This window comes from Enterobacter sp. MF024 (assembly GCF_005843915.1).
Taxonomy (GTDB): Bacteria; Pseudomonadota; Gammaproteobacteria; order Enterobacterales; family Enterobacteriaceae; genus Enterobacter; species Enterobacter barmai.
Map to the genome: position 1 here is coordinate 238,017 of NZ_VCBB01000010.1, position 17,585 is coordinate 255,601.

13 protein-coding genes are annotated in these 17,585 nt (G+C 60.1%); 6 read left to right on the top strand and 7 right to left on the bottom strand.

Annotation, left to right across the window (positions count from 1 at the left end; genetic code table 11):
- Positions 1-9: 9 nt before the first annotated feature.
- The 6 genes from folK to thpR all read right to left on the bottom strand — a co-directional run bounded on the left by folK (position 10) and on the right by thpR (position 4,777).
- Positions 10-489: a 2-amino-4-hydroxy-6-hydroxymethyldihydropteridine diphosphokinase gene (gene folK / locus FFB58_RS16455; RefSeq protein ID WP_138370453.1), complete on the bottom strand. Its 480-nt coding sequence runs from the start codon at positions 487-489 to the stop codon at positions 10-12.
- Positions 486-1,883 (bottom strand): polynucleotide adenylyltransferase PcnB, encoded by a 1,398-nt coding sequence (pcnB, locus tag FFB58_RS16460; RefSeq protein ID WP_205735744.1) that lies wholly within the window; start codon positions 1,881-1,883, stop codon positions 486-488. Before pcnB ends, folK begins: the two co-directional genes overlap by 4 nt.
- A gap of 53 nt (positions 1,884-1,936) precedes the next feature.
- Positions 1,937-2,824, bottom strand: coding sequence for a tRNA glutamyl-Q(34) synthetase GluQRS (gene gluQRS / locus FFB58_RS16465; RefSeq protein ID WP_138370454.1), 888 nt, complete (start codon positions 2,822-2,824; stop codon positions 1,937-1,939).
- Between the two features lie 72 nt (positions 2,825-2,896).
- Positions 2,897-3,352: an RNA polymerase-binding protein DksA gene (gene dksA / locus FFB58_RS16470; RefSeq protein WP_012016093.1), complete on the bottom strand. Its 456-nt coding sequence runs from the start codon at positions 3,350-3,352 to the stop codon at positions 2,897-2,899.
- A 177-nt stretch (positions 3,353-3,529) separates the two neighbouring features.
- The gene (gene sfsA, locus FFB58_RS16475) at positions 3,530-4,234 is read right to left on the bottom strand and encodes a DNA/RNA nuclease SfsA (RefSeq protein WP_138370455.1); all 705 of its coding nucleotides are present in this window, start codon (positions 4,232-4,234) and stop codon (positions 3,530-3,532) included.
- A gap of 12 nt (positions 4,235-4,246) precedes the next feature.
- On the bottom strand, positions 4,247-4,777 hold the full coding sequence (gene thpR, locus FFB58_RS16480; RefSeq protein WP_138370456.1) for an RNA 2',3'-cyclic phosphodiesterase: 531 nt from the start codon (positions 4,775-4,777) through the stop codon (positions 4,247-4,249).
- Positions 4,778-4,850: 73 nt separating this feature from the next.
- Here thpR and hrpB point away from each other — a divergent pair, with 73 nt between their 5' ends.
- From hrpB to fhuB, 6 genes are all read left to right on the top strand, one after another.
- A complete protein-coding gene (gene hrpB / locus FFB58_RS16485; protein WP_138370457.1) occupies positions 4,851-7,280 on the top strand; it encodes an ATP-dependent helicase HrpB in 2,430 nt (809 codons plus the stop codon).
- 155 nt (positions 7,281-7,435) lie between these two features.
- Positions 7,436-9,970 carry a bifunctional glycosyl transferase/transpeptidase gene (gene mrcB / locus FFB58_RS16490; protein WP_138370458.1) on the top strand — a complete coding sequence of 845 codons (2,535 nt, stop codon included), beginning with the start codon at positions 7,436-7,438 and terminating at the stop codon, positions 9,968-9,970.
- Between the two features lie 232 nt (positions 9,971-10,202).
- Positions 10,203-12,458: a ferrichrome porin FhuA gene (gene fhuA, locus FFB58_RS16495; protein WP_039030325.1), complete on the top strand. Its 2,256-nt coding sequence runs from the start codon at positions 10,203-10,205 to the stop codon at positions 12,456-12,458.
- Positions 12,459-12,512: 54 nt separating this feature from the next.
- Positions 12,513-13,310: a Fe3+-hydroxamate ABC transporter ATP-binding protein FhuC gene (fhuC, locus tag FFB58_RS16500; RefSeq protein WP_138370459.1), complete on the top strand. Its 798-nt coding sequence runs from the start codon at positions 12,513-12,515 to the stop codon at positions 13,308-13,310.
- The gene (fhuD, locus tag FFB58_RS16505; RefSeq protein ID WP_138370460.1) at positions 13,307-14,197 is read left to right on the top strand and encodes a Fe(3+)-hydroxamate ABC transporter substrate-binding protein FhuD; all 891 of its coding nucleotides are present in this window, start codon (positions 13,307-13,309) and stop codon (positions 14,195-14,197) included. Before fhuC ends, fhuD begins: the two co-directional genes overlap by 4 nt.
- A complete protein-coding gene (gene fhuB / locus FFB58_RS16510; protein WP_138370461.1) occupies positions 14,194-16,176 on the top strand; it encodes a Fe(3+)-hydroxamate ABC transporter permease FhuB in 1,983 nt (660 codons plus the stop codon). The genes fhuD and fhuB overlap by 4 nt, the downstream gene beginning before the upstream one ends.
- Positions 16,177-16,268: 92 nt before the next feature.
- Here fhuB and hemL read toward each other — a convergent pair whose 3' ends face one another.
- The gene (gene hemL / locus FFB58_RS16515; RefSeq protein ID WP_039030321.1) at positions 16,269-17,549 is read right to left on the bottom strand and encodes a glutamate-1-semialdehyde 2,1-aminomutase; all 1,281 of its coding nucleotides are present in this window, start codon (positions 17,547-17,549) and stop codon (positions 16,269-16,271) included.
- Between the last annotated feature and the right edge of the window lie 36 nt (positions 17,550-17,585).

Here is a 17,585-nt window from a genome sequence, read left to right on the forward strand (position 1 = left end):
AATTTGCTGTTACCAGCGGGCAGGTTTTTCGGCGTTCAGCTGCGCCAGCAGGGCGCGGAGGCTTTCACCGTCGGGGAAGAGCAGATCGGGGGCAATTTCAAACAGCGGCCAGAGCATAAAGCCGCGATTTTTCATGTCGTAATGCGGCACAATCAGGCGTTCGGTGTTAATCAACGCATCGCCAAACAGCATGATGTCGAGATCCAGAGTACGCGGTCCCCAGCGCTCTTCCTTACGTACGCGCCCCTGCTGCAGCTCGATGCGCTGGGTGTTGTCCAGCAGCGCGTCGGCGCTAAGGTTCGTTTCCAGCGCGATGGCGGCGTTCAGGTAGTCGGGCTGATCCTGCGGGCCCAGCGGAGGGGTGCGATAAAATGCGGAGAGGGCGACAACGCGGGACTGCGGGATGTCGCCCAGCGCCTGGACGGCAGCATTAACCTGCTCCAGCGGAGAGGCCAGATTGCTGCCGATGGCAATATACGCAAGCGTCATGCCGCGCCTTCGCGACGTGGGGCGCGCTTGCGTGGACGACGGTGACGACGACGCGGGGCTGGCTCTTCATCGAGGTCGGTGAGCATGTCTTTCTGCGCCGGCGGGGCGGAAACCTGGAATTCACCCCACCACTGCACCAGAAGCTGCAGCTCGCGGTTGTTTTCGGCTTCGGCACGCAGGGCCATCAGATCGTAAGCGGCGCGGAATTTTGGATGCTCCATTAACTTCCAGGCGCGTTTACCCTGACGACGGGACATCCGCAGCTGAAGCTGCCAGATATCACGTACCAGCGTGGTAATGCGTTTCGGGATCGCCAGCGAACGGCAGGCTTCATCGAGCACGTCGTTGGCGGCCAGCGCGAAGGCATCGTAGTAGGCAAGGCCGCTTTCCTGGGCAATCTTCTGCGCCGTTTCCAGCAGCGGATACCAGAACATCGCCGCAAAGAGGAACGCCGGATTAACGCGCATATCGTTCTGAATGCGGTTATCGGTATTCTTCAGCACCTGGTCAATGATACGTTCCATCGCGCTGTCACCTTGTTCGGTGAAGTTGCGCGTAATGGTTGGGAACAGGGGCTGGAACAGGCTGTATTCGCGTAGCAGCTGGTAGGTGGCAAAGCCGTGGCCCGCCTGCAGCAGCTTCAGCGCCTCTTCAAACAGACGCGCCGGAGGCACATCGTTGATCAGCGTCGCCAGACGCGGGATCGGCTCGGCGGTCTCAGGGCTGATGCGCATATCCAGCTTGGCGGCGAACCGCACGGCACGCAGCATACGCACCGGATCTTCACGGTAGCGCGTCTCCGGGTTGCCGATCAGGCGGATCACGCCGGCTTTCAGATCCGGTACGCCACCGACGAAATCGCGGACGGTAAAGTCAGCCACACTGTAATAAAGGCTGTTGATGGTGAAATCGCGACGCTGGGCATCTTCTTCGATAGAACCAAAGATGTTGTCACGCAGCAGCATGCCGTTCTGACCCTGTTGAGAGGTCGTACGGTCTGATGGGGTGCCTTCGTGATGACCACGGAAGGTGGCCACTTCGATGATCTCAGGCCCAAACATGACGTGGGCAAGACGGAAGCGGCGGCCAACCAGGCGGCAGTTGCGGAATAATTTGCGCACCTGCTCAGGCGTGGCGCTGGTGGTCACGTCAAAATCTTTTGGCTTTTTGCCTAACAGTAAGTCACGCACCCCGCCACCAACGAGATACGCCTCATAGCCAGCTTTATTCAGACGATAAAGGACCTTCAGGGCGTTTTCACTGATATCTTTGCGGGAAATAGCATGCTGCTCGCGCGGAATAACCGACATCGTATTTTGAACAATGACGTCGTCCGCCATGCTCTCATCGCGGCTCAGCACCTTACGGCAAAAATTAGCGACTCGGGTAAAAATAGTACACCTCGGTAGTGTGTGTTTCAGAATTCAGGACAAAAAATAGCGGCTAATCATAGCTCAGCGAGACGCATTTGAGAATGCTGGATTTTCGGCACGCTATTTAGCGACCAGCGGGAGACCGCTTTTTCCAGCAATTCGTCGGTGCGCAGATCCTGCCACTCATTTGTTACATCCTGGTTTAGAAATTGTAAAGCATTGATAAGAACAGGGCGAGGATCGCCGGTCGGTAATGCGGGGGCATGATTCTGTTTCGAGAGTTTCATCCCTTTTTCATTCACCACCAGCGGCAGATGAATATAGTCAGGAACCGGCCAGCCAAACAGCTGGTAGAGCGAAATCTGCCGCACGGTAGGTTCAATCAGATCCGCCCCGCGAACAATTTCGGTCACCCCCTGGAAATGGTCATCCACCACGACCGCCAGGTTATAGGCAAACAGCCCGTCCCGCCGGTGGATAATAAAATCCTCTCCCGCCAGGCGCGCATCGGCGTGGAGTTCACCCTGTAGGCGATCGGTAAAGCGGGTCACCGGATGCTCCTGCACCACTCTCACCGCCGCGTTTTCCGGGCCGTGATGCAGCGTGCGGCAGTGGCCGTCATAGACGCCCCCGACGCTCTGAATGCGGGCGCGGGTACAGGTGCAGTAATACGAGAGACCCTGGGCGTGCAGCCAGGCAAGGCGTTCGCGATAGGCGTCGTGCCGTTGGGACTGCCACAGCACGTCACCGTCCCAGTGCAGGCCGTAATGTTCCAGCTGACGCAGAATAGTCTCTGCTGCACCGGGAACTTCACGAGGAGGGTCGATATCTTCAATTCGCACACGCCAGATACCCTGTCGGGAACGGGCTTGCAGATAGCTGCCAAGCGCGGCAATGAGCGAGCCAAAATGCAGTTCGCCAGAAGGGGATGGCGCGAAGCGCCCAATATAGTCAGCAGGCATAATTATACAGCGCAGAAAGTAATCAGGCGGGAGAGGACTCCCGCCTGTGATAGCGTTATGACAGGGCTGGAATTAACCGGCCATCTGTTTTTCGCGGATTTCTGCCAGCGTTTTGCAGTCGATGCACAGGTCGGCTGTTGGACGGGCTTCCAGACGACGAATGCCGATTTCGACACCGCAGGACTCGCAGAAGCCGAAATCTTCGTCTTCGACTTTTTTCAGCGTCTTCTCAATCTTCTTAATCAGTTTGCGTTCGCGGTCACGGTTACGCAGTTCGAGGCTGAACTCCTCTTCCTGGGCGGCACGGTCTACCGGATCCGGGAAGTTAGCCGCTTCGTCCTGCATATGTGTAACGGTGCGATCGACTTCATCCCTGAGTTGATTACGCCATGCTTCAAGAATTCGCTTGAAGTGCGACAGCTGGGCTTCGTTCATATACTCTTCGCCCGGCTTCTCTTGATACGGCTCCACCCCAGCGATGGCGAGAATACTCAGGGACGATGTTTTACGGTTTTGCCCTTCTTGCATGTTGCTTCTCCTTAACACGCACTATCGATCCCCGTGTTGGGGGAAAAATCAGGCCGCTATAAATAGCAGATGCTTTTCCAGATGGCAATTATCTAAACGTAACACTTGACAAGCCTGTGAGGAAAAGCGTATTTGCGCACACGACCAGAATACTTATTAGCCAACGCTCAGCCCCCTTTATAACGAGACGGGAAGAGCGGATCTCAGAGTCATATTATCGGCAGAAAGTTCCGCTTTATAAGCCAAAACCTCCACCCCCTGCTTTTGTGCCTCATTCAACAGTTGCGCGTACTTAGGGTCAATATGGCGGGCAGGTGAAAAGCGTGCAATTGCGCTATGTAAAACCGCAAACAACAGCACGGCGCGTTTGCCCGCCGCCGCTACACTTATGAGCTCCCGGAGGTGCTTCTGCCCTCGCAGCGTCACCGCGTCCGGAAAATAGCCATTGTCCTTTTCAGCTAACGTCACTGATTTCACTTCAATATAGCACTCGGGGCGATCGTCTGCCTGCAACATAAAGTCAATTCTGCTGCTTTCGCTGCCATATTTCACTTCGCTTTTTAGGGTCTTATAGCCGCACAGCTCAGGAATTAAATCCAGACTAATCGCTTCTTTGACCAACTGGTTTGCCCGCAGCGTATTCACGCAAATATATTCTCCGTCGGCGGTCTGGGTTATTTCCCAGGTGTACGGGTATTTGCGCTTGATATTGGTGGAGGTGGAGTACCACACCGTGTCGCCCGGCGTGGCGCAGCCGGTCATCGCCCCAGTATTGGGGCAGTGCAGGGTCAGGGCAACGCCTTCCGGCGTTATCACGTCGGCCAGAAAACGTTTATAGCGTTGCACCAGCGTGGCGGGTTGTAGGGCAGGGGTAAACTGCATGCAGATTCCTTGTTATTCGGTCAGCGTCCAGCGCTGAAGCGGCGTATAGCGCGTGCGCCCGCCGGCAAAACGGCTCTCATAGAGGACAAATTCCTTCACCGGAAACGTCCACTGAAAGCCCGGCGGCGGAATGGCGACGGCGTGGCTGGCGTCGCGCAGTAACGTGATATGCGGATGAAAGGGCTGCGGGCTCTGATAGCAGCCACTGCGCGCCGCCTGGGCCCGCAGCATGTTGGCCAGCTGCAATAGCCCCCGCGGCGGCTGGCGGGTTCCCAGCCACACCACGCGGGAGCGCAACCACTGTCCGGCATCGTCCAGGGTCAGGGTAAATCCCGGCTGGCGGATGCGTCCGGCCATCGCCGCCAGCGCCTGCTGCTTTTCAGGGCTGACATCCCCTAAAAACGCCAGCGTCAGGTGCAGGTTGGCGGCAGCCACCGGGCGGCCCGCTTCCGGTGCAAAATGGTCGGCGCGCCAGCGGACGATCTGCCGCTGGATCGGGGCAGGCATTTCAATGGCAAAGAACAACCTTTTTGACTCGGACATACGGGGTACTCGGTAATGAATTGTGGCGATGCTACAATGTACGCCGTCTAAAGTTAACCCTCTGGAGCCATTCGTGTCCTTGTTGCCGGTCGCTGCTGTCCTTCCCGATCTCCTTCTCGCGTTACAACACGCCCCCCAGGTTCTGCTGAACGCGCCAACCGGTGCGGGGAAGTCGACGTGGCTGCCGCTGCAAATTCTGGCCGGGGGGTCGGTCAACGGCAAAATCATCCTGCTTGAACCGCGCCGGATCGCGGCCCGTAACGTGGCGCAGCGTCTGGCGGAGCTGCTGGGCGAAAAGCCCGGGGAGACGGTTGGCTACCGGATGCGGGCCGAAACCTGCGTCGGGGAGAACACCCGGCTGGAGGTGGTCACCGAAGGGATCCTCACCCGCATGCTGCAGCACGATCCCGAGCTGACCGGCGTGGGGCTGGTGATCCTCGATGAATTCCACGAGCGCAGCCTGCAGGCGGATCTTGCCCTGGCGCTGCTGCTGGACGTTCAGCAGGGGCTGCGCGACGATCTTAAGCTGCTGATCATGTCCGCGACGCTGGATAACGAGCGGCTCCAGCGCCTGCTGCCGGACGCGCCGACCCTTATCTCTGAGGGCCGCACCTTCCCGGTGGAGCGCCGCTATCAGTCGCTGTCGTCCCAGCTGCGCTTTGACGAGGCGGTGGCAGTGGCGACCGCCGAGCTGCTGCGTCAGGAGCCGGGCTCGCTGCTGCTGTTTTTACCGGGCGTGATTGAGATCCAGCGCGTGCAGGAGCAGCTGGCGCGTCGCGTGGGCGATGACGTGGTGCTCTGCCCGCTGTACGGCGCGCTGTCGCTTGCCGAGCAGCGTAAAGCGATCCTGCCCGCCCCGGCAGGACAGCGCAAAGTGGTGCTGGCGACCAATATCGCCGAAACCAGCCTGACCATCGAAGGCATCCGGCTGGTGATGGACTCCGCCCAGGAGCGGGTGGCGAATTTCGACCCTCGCACCGGCCTGACCCGCCTGCTGACCCAGCGCGTCAGCCAGGCGTCGATGACCCAGCGCGCCGGGCGTGCCGGGCGACTGGAGCCGGGCATCTGCCTGCATCTCACGCCGTTTGAGCAGGCTGAGCGCGCTGCGGCGCAGGGTACAGCTGAAATCATGCAAAGCGATCTCAGCGGCCTGCTGATGGAGCTGCTGCAGTGGGGCTGCCGGGATCCGTCGCAGTTAAACTGGCTGGATCTGCCGCCAGCGACTAACCTTGCGGCGGCCCGTCGTTTGTTAACCCAGCTTGGGGCGCTGGCCGGGGAGCAGCTTACCGCCTTTGGTCAGAAGATGGCGAAGCTCGGCAACGATCCGCGGCTGGCGGCGATGCTGGCCAGCGCGTCGGATGAGGATGATATTGCGACGGCGGCAAAACTGGCCGCTATCCTTGAACAGCCGCCGCGCGGGGCCAGCAGCGATCTGGCCCAGGCCTTCTCCCGCAATCAGCCGGAGTGGCAGCAGCGCGCCCGGCAGCTGAGTTCGCGACTGAACAGCCGGGGCGGGGCGCCGGACAGCGACCGGGTGCCCGCGCTGCTGGCGAAGGCGTTTCCCGACCGCATCGCCCGGCGTCGCGGGTTGGATGGCCGCTACCAGCTGGCAAACGGCATGGGGGCGATGCTGCAGAGCGACGACGCCATGACCCGTCACGAGTGGCTGATTGCCCCGCTGCTGCTGCAGGGCAGCCAGTCGCCGGACGCGCGCATTTTGTTGGGCCTGGCCGTGGATATCGATGCCCTGATCGGTGCTTGCCCCGATCTGGTGGAGCAGTCCGACACCGTGGAGTGGGATGAGGCGCAGGGCACCCTGAAGGCGCTGCGGCGCACGCAGATTAGCCGCCTGACGGTGAACGTCAGACCGCTGGCGAAGCCCTCGGAAGAGGAGCTGCATCAGGCGATGCTCAACGGCATCCGCGACAGAGGGCTCAGCGTGCTGAACTGGACCCCGGAGGCGGAGCAGTTCCGGATCCGTTTACACTGTGCGGCCAGGTGGCTGCCGGAGTACGACTGGCCCGCGGTGGACGATGCCTCGCTGCTGGCAGATCTGGAAAACTGGTTACTGCCGCAAATGAGTGGCGTACACTCCCTGCGCGCGCTGAAAGCGCTGGATGTGAAGGCGGCGTTACAGAACTTAACCGACTGGTCGTTACGTCAACGTCTGGATACCGAGCTTCCGGGGCATTACACTGTGCCGACCGGCAGCCGGATAGCCATTCGTTATCATGAAGATAATCCTCCGGCGCTGGCGGTACGGATGCAGGAGATGTTTGGCGAGGCGACCACGCCTGCCATTGCCCAGGGGCGGGTGCCGCTGGTGCTGGAGCTACTGTCACCGGCCCAGCGTCCGCTGCAGATCACCCGCGATTTGGGTGCTTTCTGGGCCGGGAGCTATCGCGAGGTGCAAAAAGAGATGAAAGGGCGTTATCCCAAACATGTCTGGCCGGACGATCCGGCAAATACTGCGCCCACCCGGCGCACGAAGAAGTATTCGTAGTATTTGTAGGCCGGGTAAGCGCAGCGCCACCCGGCGATGCCCTCTCCCACAGGGAGAGGGAGAAACACGGTTTATTTTGAGAGATTTCTTCTTCCTCCATCAGGGGGAAGAACTGAGAATCGGGCCTTTGCGCCTGATAGTTGCGGAGAGAAAGCATGGCGGGGAATGACCGCGAGCCCATTGGACGTAAAGGAAGACCTGCACGTCCGGCAAAAGAAAAGGCAGGGCGTCGACGCCTCAGAGATGAGGAGTACGACGATGATGTCGACAATGAGTATGACGATGACGCACCTGCGCCACGTAAAGGGAAAGGCAAAAAGGGTAAACCTCGTGGCAAGCGCGGCTGGTTCTGGCTGCTGCTGAAGCTGTTTATTGTTTTCGTCGTCCTGCTGGCGATCTATGGCGTCTATCTGGATCAGAAGATCCGCAGCCGTATCGACGGGAAAGTCTGGCAGCTGCCTGCGGCGGTCTATGGCCGGATGGTTAACCTTGAGCCGGATATGTCCATCAGCAAGAACGAGATGGTCAAGCTGCTGGAGGCGACCCAGTACCGCCAGGTGACGAAGATGACCCGTCCCGGCGAGTTTACGGTGCAGGCGAAAAGCATTGAGATGATCCGCCGTCCGTTTGACTTCCCGGACAGCAAAGAGGGGCAGGTGCGCGCGCGTCTGACCTTCGACGGCGATCGTCTGGAAACCATCGAGAACATGGAGAACAACCGTCAGTTCGGTTTCTTCCGTCTCGATCCGCGGCTGATCACCATGCTCTCCTCGCCAAACGGCGAGCAGCGCCTGTTTGTCGCGCGTAACGGCTTCCCGGATCTGCTGGTGGATACCCTGCTGGCGACCGAAGACCGTCACTTCTATGAGCACGACGGCGTCAGCCTGTACTCCATTGGCCGTGCGGTGCTGGCGAACCTGACCGCCGGACGGACGGTGCAGGGAGCAAGTACCCTGACCCAGCAGCTGGTGAAGAACCTGTTCCTCTCCAGCGAGCGCTCCTACTGGCGTAAGGCCAACGAAGCGTACATGGCCGTGCTGATGGATGCCCGCTACAGCAAAGACCGCATTCTTGAGCTGTATATGAACGAGGTCTACCTCGGTCAGAGCGGCGACAATGAGATCCGCGGCTTCCCGCTGGCGAGCCTCTACTACTTTGGTCGTCCGGTGGAAGAGCTGAGCCTCGATCAGCAGGCGCTGCTGGTGGGCATGGTGAAGGGCGCGTCCATCTACAACCCGTGGCGCAATCCGAAACTGGCGCTGGAGCGGCGTAATCTGGTGCTGCGTCTGCTGCAACAGCAGCAGGTTATCGACCAGGAGCTGTACGACATGCTCAGCGCGCGTCCGTTAGGCGTGCAGCCGCGCGGCGGCGTGATCTCCCCGCAGCCTGCCTTTATGCAGATGGTGCGTCAGGAGCTGCAGACCAAACTGGGCGATAAAGTTAAAGATCTCTCCGGCGTGAAGATCTTCACCACCTTTGACTCCGTGGCGCAGGATGCCGCAGAGAAGGCGGCGGTGGAAGGCATTCCGGCGCTGAAAAAACAGCGCAAGCTGAGCGATCTGGAGACCGCGATGGTGGTGGTAGATCGTACCACCGGCGAAGTGCGGGCGATGGTCGGCGGGGCGGAGCCGCAGTTCGCGGGCTACAACCGCGCGATGCAGGCACGCCGTTCGATCGGCTCCCTGGCAAAACCGGCGACCTATCTCACCGCCCTGAGCCAGCCGAACCAGTATCGTCTGAACACCTGGATCGCCGATGCCCCGATTGCCCTGCGCCAGCCGAATGGCCAGGTGTGGTCGCCGCAGAACGACGATAAGCAGTACAGCGGACAGGTGATGCTGGTGGATGCCCTGACGCGTTCCATGAACGTGCCGACGGTTAACCTCGGGATGGCGCTGGGTCTGCCAGCGGTCACCGATACCTGGCTGAAGCTGGGCGTGCCGAAAGATCAGCTGCATCCGGTTCCGGCCATGCTGCTGGGGGCCCTGAACCTGACGCCAATCGAAGTGGCGCAGGCGTTCCAGACCATCGCCAGCGGCGGCAACCGTGCCCAGCTCTCTGCGCTGCGTTCCGTGATCGCAGAAGACGGCACCCCTCTGTACCAGAGCTTCCCACAGGCGGAGCGTGCTGTACCGGCGCAGGCGGCCTATATGACGCTCTGGACCATGCAGCAGGTTGTGCAGCGCGGCACCGGGCGTCAGCTTGGCGCGAAGTATCCTGGCCTGCATCTGGCGGGTAAAACCGGGACCACCAACAACAACGTCGATACCTGGTTTGCGGGCATCGACGGGCGTGAAGTGGTGATCACCTGGGTAGGGCGCGACAACAACCAGCCGACGAAGCTGTACGGTGCCAGCGGGGCGATGTCGATTTACCAGCGCTATCTGGCTAACCAGTCGCCGGTTCCGCTGACCCTGACGCCACCGGAAGATATCGTGGATATGGGCGTAGATCAGTCGGGCAACTTCGTGTGTGGCGGCGGGATGCGTAGCGTGCCGGTCTGGACCACCAATCCGGACTCCCTGTGCCAGGCGCCAGCGCCGCAGCCAACGGGCAATCCGTTTGAGCAGTCTTCTCCTCAGCAGCAGCAACAGCCGCAACAGCAGCAGCAGCAGCCGCAGCAGCAGAATGAGAAGAAGGACAGCGACGGCGTCGCCGGCTGGATCAAGGATATGTTCGGCGGTAATTAATACTGTTTCCCTCTCCTGCGGGAGAGGGAATTTTCACCTCAATTAAACATCCCACCAACAGTAACATCCCCGTTTATTAACCCTGTATTTTCCATTGTTTAATTCTTATACCCTCAATTCCTGTAGGGGGGCATATCACTTGCTATGCCGTGAATGTTTCGCATAATATGCTGCGGTCATAATAATAATTCTCGTTTACGTTATCATTCACGCTTTCATCAGAGACATACCAATGGCGCATTCTAAAACTGCTCAGCCAATGCAATCTTCGCTGCGTAAAATCGCAGTTGTTGTAGCCACAGCGGTTAGCGGCATGTCTGCTTACGCTCAGGCTGCAGAAACCCCTAAAAAAGAAGAAACTATCACCGTTACCGCAGCGCCTGCTCCACAGGAGAGCGCCTGGGGTCCGGCGGCGACCATCGCAGCACGTCAGTCTGCTACCGGCACTAAGACGGATACCTCCATTGAGAAGGTTCCGCAGTCGGTCTCCGTGGTCACCGCGGAAGAGATGGCCCTGCACCAGCCACGCTCGGTAAAAGAAGCCCTGAGCTACACCCCTGGGGTGGCCGTCGGCACGCGTGGGGCGTCTAACACTTATGACTACCTGATTATTCGTGGCTTTGCGGCCGATGGCCAAAGCCAGAACAACTACCTCGACGGTATGAAGATGCAGGGCAACTTCTACAACGACGCGGTAATTGACCCTTATATGATCGAACGCGCGGAAGTGATGCGCGGGCCGACCTCCGTTCTGTACGGTAAAAGCAGCCCGGGTGGCCTGCTGAACATGGTCAGCAAACGTCCGCTGACCGAGCCGCTGAAAGAGGTTCAGTTCAAGGTAGGTACTGACAGCCTGTTCCAGACCGGTTTTGACTTCAGCGACGCGCTGGATGACGACGGCGTTTACTCCTATCGTCTGACCGGACTGGCGCGTTCCAATAATTCGCAGCAGGAAGGTAAGGGCGAGCAGCGTTACACCATTGCGCCGTCCTTCTCCTGGCGTCCGGATGATAAAACGAATTTCACCTTCCTCTCCTATTTCCAGAACGAGCCGGAGACCGGTTATTACGGCTGGCTGCCGAAAGAGGGTACCGTTGATCCGCTGCCAAACGGCGATCGCCTGTCGACCGACTTCAACGAAGGTGCAAAAAACAACACCTACTCCCGTAACCAGAAGATGGTCGGGTATAGCTTCGATCACGAGTTTAACGACACCTTCACCGTGCGTCAGAACCTGCGTTTTGCGCAGAATAAAACCTCGCAAAACAGCGTCTACGGCTACGGCATGTGTTCCGATCCACTCTATTCGAGTAACCCGGCATCCAGCCCTTGCGCGAGCGTTCCTCAATCGCAGTGGGGACACACGCTGACTCGTCAGTATGTAATTGATAACGAGAAGCTGGAAAACTTCACTGTTGATACGCAGTTGCAGAGCAAGTTCGCGACGGGCTCTCTCGATCATACTCTGCTGACTGGCGTTGATTTCATGCGCATGCGTAATGACATCGACTCGTGGTTTGGCTATGCCGGTTCCGTAGCTCCATCTGATATCTATAACCTTGATCGTAGCGACTTCGATTTCGGTTCACATCCTGGCCCGTCAGGCGCCTATCAGGTACTGAACAAGCAGAAACAGACCGGTCTCTACGTTCAGGATCAGGCGCAGTGGGATAAAGTGCTGGTTACCCTGGGCGGCCGTTATGACTGGGCTGAGCAGGACTCCCTCAACCGCGTCACGAGCACCACGGCATCACGTGATGACAACCAGTTTACCTGGCGTGGCGGCGTTAACTACCTGTTCGATAACGGCGTTACCCCGTACTTCAGCTACAGCGAATCCTTCGAGCCGTCCTCCCAGAGCGACGCACAAGGTAAGCCGTTTGCCCCTTCAAAAGGCAAGCAGTACGAAGTGGGCGTAAAGTATGTACCGAGCGATCGTCCGATCGTGCTGACCGGTGCGCTGTACCAGCTGACCAAAACCAACAACCTGATGGCCGATCCTGCGGGCTCGTTCTTCTCGGTTGAAGGTGGCGAGATCCGCGCCCGCGGTGTGGAAATTGAAGCCAAAGCGGCGCTGTCTGCCAGCGTCAATGTGGTAGGTTCCTATACCTATACCGACGTTGAGTACACCACCGACACCAACTACAAAGGCAACACGCCGGCACAGGTGCCTGAGCACATGGCCTCCCTGTGGGGTGACTACACCTTCTATGATGGCGCGCTCTCTGGCCTGACGCTGGGTACCGGCGGTCGCTTCTCCAGCTCCAGCTATGGCGATCCGGCGAACTCCTTCAAGGTCGGCAGCTACGCGGTGATGGATGCCCTGGTGCGTTACGACCTGGCGCGCGTTGGTATGGCGGGCTCGAACGTGGCGCTGCACGTGAACAACCTGCTGGATCGTGAATACGTCGCCAGCTGCTTCAACACCTATGGCTGCTTCTGGGGTGCTGAACGTCAGGTTGTCGCGACTGCGACCTTCCGCTTCTAATCTCTAAATTTGGGCACGTTTTTCGTGCCCTTTTCTTTACTTAAGTTGGCTGACATGCAGGAAAACAACCCGCAATCCGATACCACCTTTGCCCTTGATGGCGTCTCCTTTCGCGTTCCTGGACGTACGCTGCTGCATCCGCTTTCGCTGACCTTTCCCGCAGGCCAGGTGACCGGCCTTATCGGTCATAACGGCTCCGGCAAATCCACCTTACTGAAAATGCTGGGCCGCCATCAGCCGCCGTCCGAAGGCGATATCCTGCTCGATGGACAGCCGCTGGAGAGCTGGAACAGCAAAGCCTTTGCCCGCAAGGTGGCCTATCTGCCGCAGCAGCTGCCGCAGGCGGAAGGGATGACCGTCCGCGAACTGGTGGCGATTGGCCGCTATCCGTGGCATGGCGCGCTGGGCCGTTTTGGCGTGGCCGACCGCGAGAAAGTGGAAGAGGCAATTGCGCTGGTGGGCTTAAAACCGCTGGCCCATCGTCTGGTGGATAGCCTGTCCGGCGGCGAGCGCCAGCGGGCGTGGATCGCCATGCTGGTGGCGCAGGACAGCCGTTGTTTACTCCTGGATGAGCCCACATCCGCCCTCGATATCGCCCATCAGGTGGACGTGCTGGCGCTGGTGCATCGCTTAAGCCAGCAGCGCGGCCTGACCGTGATTGCGGTGCTGCATGACATCAACATGGCGGCGCGCTACTGCGATTATCTGGTGGCGCTGCGGGGCGGAGAGATGATCGCCCGTGGCACGCCGGATGAGCTGATGCAGAGCGAGACGCTGGAAACCATTTACGGAATTCCAATGGGTATTCTGCCGCATCCGGCCGGAGCGGCACCGGTGAGCTTTGTCTATTGATGCCTGATTTTATGATTAGCCGTCGCCGCCTGCTGACGGCCATGGCCCTTTCGCCGCTGCTGTGGAAAATGAACGCCGCGCAGGCTGCCGCCATCGATCCACAGCGCATTGTGGCCCTCGAGTGGCTCCCGGTTGAGCTGCTGCTGGCGCTGGGCGTTACCCCCTATGGCGTGGCCGATATTCCCAACTACACCCTGTGGGTGAACGAGCCGCGGCTGCCGGAGTCGGTTATCGACATCGGCCTGCGTACCGAGCCCAACCTCGAACTGCTCACCCAGATGAAACCCTCTTACCTGGTCTGGTCGGCCGGGTATGGTCCGTCAGAAGAGAAGCTGGCGCGGATTGCGCCGGGACGGGGTTTTGCCTTCAGCGACGGGAAAAAGCCGCTGACCAATGCCCGTAAATCGTTAAGCGAGATGGCCCAGCTGCTGAATCTGGAAAGCGCGGCCCGTTCGCATCTGGATCACTTCGACAGCGTGATAGACAGCTACAAACCGCGCTTTGCCGGTCGCGGCGATCGCCCGCTGCTGATGGTCACTCTGCTCGATGCCCGCCATATGCTGGTGTTTGGCAATAACTGCCTGTTCCAGGAAGTGCTGGATCGCTATGGAATTAAAAACGCCTGGGAAGGGGAGATGACCTTCTGGGGTAGTACCGCCGTTGGCATCGATCGTCTGGCGGCGTTTAAGGATGTGGATGTGCTCTGCTTCGATCACGGCAATGAACGCGAAATGCAGACCCTGATGGCGACGCCGCTGTGGCAGGCGATGCCGTTTGTTCGCCAGCAGCGCGTCAAGCGCGTACCGGCGGTGTGGTTCTACGGCGCGACGCTGTCGGCCATGCACTTTGCCCGCACGCTGGACAACGCGCTGGGAGGCCAGGCATGAGATCCCGGATCGCCCTTTACCCGGCGCTATTCATAGTGATGCTGCTGGCCGTTGCGCTGGGTTTAACCTGGTGGAACCTCAATCTGGCCCTGCCGCGCACGCAGTGGGGCGCCGCGCTGGTCGCCCCCGATATCGATAATATTCAACAGATGCTGTTCCACTACAGCCTGCTGCCACGGCTGGCGATCTCGCTGCTGGTGGGGGCAGGGCTTGGGCTGGTGGGCGTGCTGTTCCAGCAGGTGCTGCGTAATCCGCTGGCGGAGCCGACCACCCTGGGTGTGGCAACCGGCGCTCAACTGGGGATGACCATCATCACCCTGTGGACGCTGCCGGGCGCGCTGGCACCGCAGTTCGCCGCCCTGGTGGGCGCCTGCGTGGTAGGCGCGATCGTCTTTGGCGTGGCCTGGGGCAAACGCCTCTCGCCGGTCACCCTGATCCTCGCCGGGCTGGTGGTGAGTCTCTACTGCGGGGCGGTGAACCAGCTTTTAGTCATTTTCCATCACGACCAGCTGCAAAGCATGTTCCTCTGGAGCACCGGAACCCTGACGCAGACCGACTGGAGTATCGTCCAGCGCCTGTGGCCGCAGCTGCTGGGCGGCGTGCTGCTGACCCTGCTGCTGCTGCGCCCGCTGACTCTGATGGGGCTGGACGATGGCGTGGCGCGCAACCTCGGGCTGGCGCTGTCGCTGGCGCGTCTGGCGGCGCTGACCCTGGCGATTGTCATCAGCGCCCTGCTGGTGAACGCCGTGGGCATTATCGGCTTTATCGGCCTCTTCGCGCCGCTGCTGGCGAAAATGCTCGGTGCGCGGCGTTTGCTCTCCCGGCTGATGTTGGCTCCGCTGATTGGGGCGCTGATCCTCTGGCTCTCTGACCAGGTGATCCTCTGGCTGACCCGGGTGTGGATGGAAGTCTCTACCGGTTCCGTGACCGCCCTGATTGGCGCGCCGCTGCTGCTGTGGCTGCTGCCGCGTTTGCGAAGCATGAGCGCCCCGGCGATGAACGCGGGTGACAAAGTGCAGGCCGAACGTCATCACGTGGTGTGGTTTGCCCTGGTGGGCGGCGCGGTGCTGTTGCTGGCGGTGATAACGGCGATGGCGTTTGGCCGCGATGCGCAGGGCTGGCACTGGGCGAGCGGGGCGATGCTCGATGAACTTCTGCCGTGGCGCACACCGCGTATTTTTGCCGCCCTGATGGCCGGGGTGATGCTGGCGGTGGCGGGCTGCATCATTCAGCGCCTGACCGGTAACCCGATGGCGAGCCCGGAAGTGCTGGGGATCAGCTCCGGGGCGGCGTTCGGCGTGGTGCTGATGCTCTTCTTTGTGCCGGGCAATGCTTTCGGCTGGCTGATGCCTGCGGGCAGCCTTGGCGCTGCGGCGACGCTGCTGATTATCCTCGTCTCCGCCGGACGCGGGGGCTTCTCGCCGCACCGGATGCTGCTGGCGGGGATGGCGCTGAGCACCGCCTTCACCATGCTGCTGATGATGTTGCAGGCCAGCGGCGATCCGCGCATGGCGCAGATCCTGACCTGGATCTCGGGTTCAACCTACAACGCGACGACCGAGCAGGTAGTGAGCACCGGGATAGCCATGATCGTCCTGCTGGCGCTGGTGCCGTTATGCCGTCGCTGGCTGACGGTGCTGCCGCTGGGTGGCGATACCGCCCGCTCGGTGGGCATGGCGCTGAACACCTCGCGCATCGGCCTGCTGCTGCTGGCGGCGGCGCTGACCGCAACGGCGACCCTGACCATCGGTCCGCTGAGTTTTATCGGACTGATGGCGCCGCATATCGCGCGGATGATGGGCTTCCGTCGGACGATGCCACACATTGTGATGTCGGCGTTAATCGGGGGGATCATGCTGGTGATAGCCGACTGGTGCGGACGGATGGTGCTGTTCCCGTACCAGATCCCGGCAGGGCTGTTATCCACCTTTATCGGCGCGCCGTACTTTATCTATCTTCTGCGGAAACAGAGCCGATAAAAAAGCCGGGTGGCGGCTCCGCCTTACCCGGCCTACAAAACCCTCGAACCGTAGGCCGGGTAAGGCGAAGCCGCCACCCGGCATATCACAACTCAAAGCTTCGCAAACACCCGACGCGCCGCGTCGATGGTGTTGTTGATATCTTCTTCGCTGTGCGCGACTGACATAAAGCCCGCCTCAAACGCCGACGGTGCCAGGTAAACGCCCTCGTCCAGCATCAGATGGAAGAAACGCTTGAAGCGTTCAACGTCGCACTGCACTACATCCTGATAGCAGGTTACGGTTTTGGCTTCGGTGAAGAAGATGCCGAACATGCCGCCGACGTGGTTCACCACCAGCGGAATACCCGCGTCTTCGGCTGCGTCCAGCAGGCCATTTGCCAGCTGGGTGGTGCGCTCGGTCAGGGTGGTATGGATACCCGGCTGGGCAACTTCGGTCAGACAGGCGAAACCGGCGGCCATGGCAATCGGGTTACCGGACAAGGTGCCTGCCTGGTAAACCGGACCGGTAGGGGCCAGCGCGTCCATCACCTCTCTGCGGCCGCCAAAGGCGCCCACCGGCATACCGCCGCCGATGATTTTGCCCAGACAGGTCAGATCAGGCACCACGTCGTAATAAGACTGGGCGCCCGCCAGTGCAACGCGGAAGCCGGTCATTACTTCGTCGATGATCAGCAGCGCGCCGAACTCGTCGCACAGCGCACGCAGGCCCTGCAGGAAGCCCGGCTGCGGTGGAATGCAGTTCATGTTGCCCGCTACCGGCTCAACGATGATGCAGGCGATCTCCTGTGGATACTGCTCAAAGGCGGCACGCACGGAATCCAGATCGTTATAGGTGCAGGTCAGGGTGTGCTTCGCGAAGTCCGCCGGAACGCCCGGGGAGTTCGGCTGGCCGAGGGTCAGCGCGCCGGAACCGGCTTTCACCAGCAGGCAGTCGGCATGACCGTGGTAGCAGCCTTCGAATTTGATGATTTTGTCGCGGCCGGTAAAGCCGCGCGCCAGACGGATGGCGCTCATGGTCGCTTCGGTACCGGAGTTCACCATACGTACCATATCCATGGTCGGCACCAGTTCAGTCACCAGCTCCGCCATTTTGACTTCCATTTCGGTCGGCGCGCCGAAGCTTAAGCCGCGCTCCGCCGCTTCGATCACCGCATTACGGATAGCCGGGTGGTTATGCCCTAAAACCATCGGGCCCCATGAGCCGACATAGTCGATATAGGCTTTGCCATCCACGTCATACAGATATGCGCCATCGGCACGTTCGATAAACAGCGGTGTACCGCCCACGCCGGTAAAGGCACGGACCGGGGAGTTAACACCGCCAGGGATAAGCTCGCGGGCTGCACTGTAGAGGTTTTCAGACTTGCTCATGGCGTGGTTCCTGGCTCGTATAAAATGATTAAGCCC

Excerpts from the sequence above, each read along its gene's own strand:
- hemL (WP_039030321.1), bottom strand. The coding sequence starts at position 17,549 with ATGAGCAAGTCTGAAAACCTCTACAGTGCAGCCCGCGAGCTTATCCCT.
- gluQRS (WP_138370454.1), bottom strand. The coding sequence starts at position 2,824 with ATGCCTGCTGACTATATTGGGCGCTTCGCGCCATCCCCTTCTGGCGAA.
- fhuC (WP_138370459.1), top strand. The coding sequence starts at position 12,513 with ATGCAGGAAAACAACCCGCAATCCGATACCACCTTTGCCCTTGATGGC.
- folK (WP_138370453.1), bottom strand. The coding sequence starts at position 489 with ATGACGCTTGCGTATATTGCCATCGGCAGCAATCTGGCCTCTCCGCTG.
- thpR (WP_138370456.1), bottom strand. The coding sequence starts at position 4,777 with ATGTCCGAGTCAAAAAGGTTGTTCTTTGCCATTGAAATGCCTGCCCCG.
- mrcB (WP_138370458.1), top strand. The coding sequence starts at position 7,436 with ATGGCGGGGAATGACCGCGAGCCCATTGGACGTAAAGGAAGACCTGCA.
- sfsA (WP_138370455.1), bottom strand. The coding sequence starts at position 4,234 with ATGCAGTTTACCCCTGCCCTACAACCCGCCACGCTGGTGCAACGCTAT.
- dksA (WP_012016093.1), bottom strand. The coding sequence starts at position 3,352 with ATGCAAGAAGGGCAAAACCGTAAAACATCGTCCCTGAGTATTCTCGCC.
- fhuB (WP_138370461.1), top strand. The coding sequence starts at position 14,194 with ATGAGATCCCGGATCGCCCTTTACCCGGCGCTATTCATAGTGATGCTG.
- fhuA (WP_039030325.1), top strand. The coding sequence starts at position 10,203 with ATGGCGCATTCTAAAACTGCTCAGCCAATGCAATCTTCGCTGCGTAAA.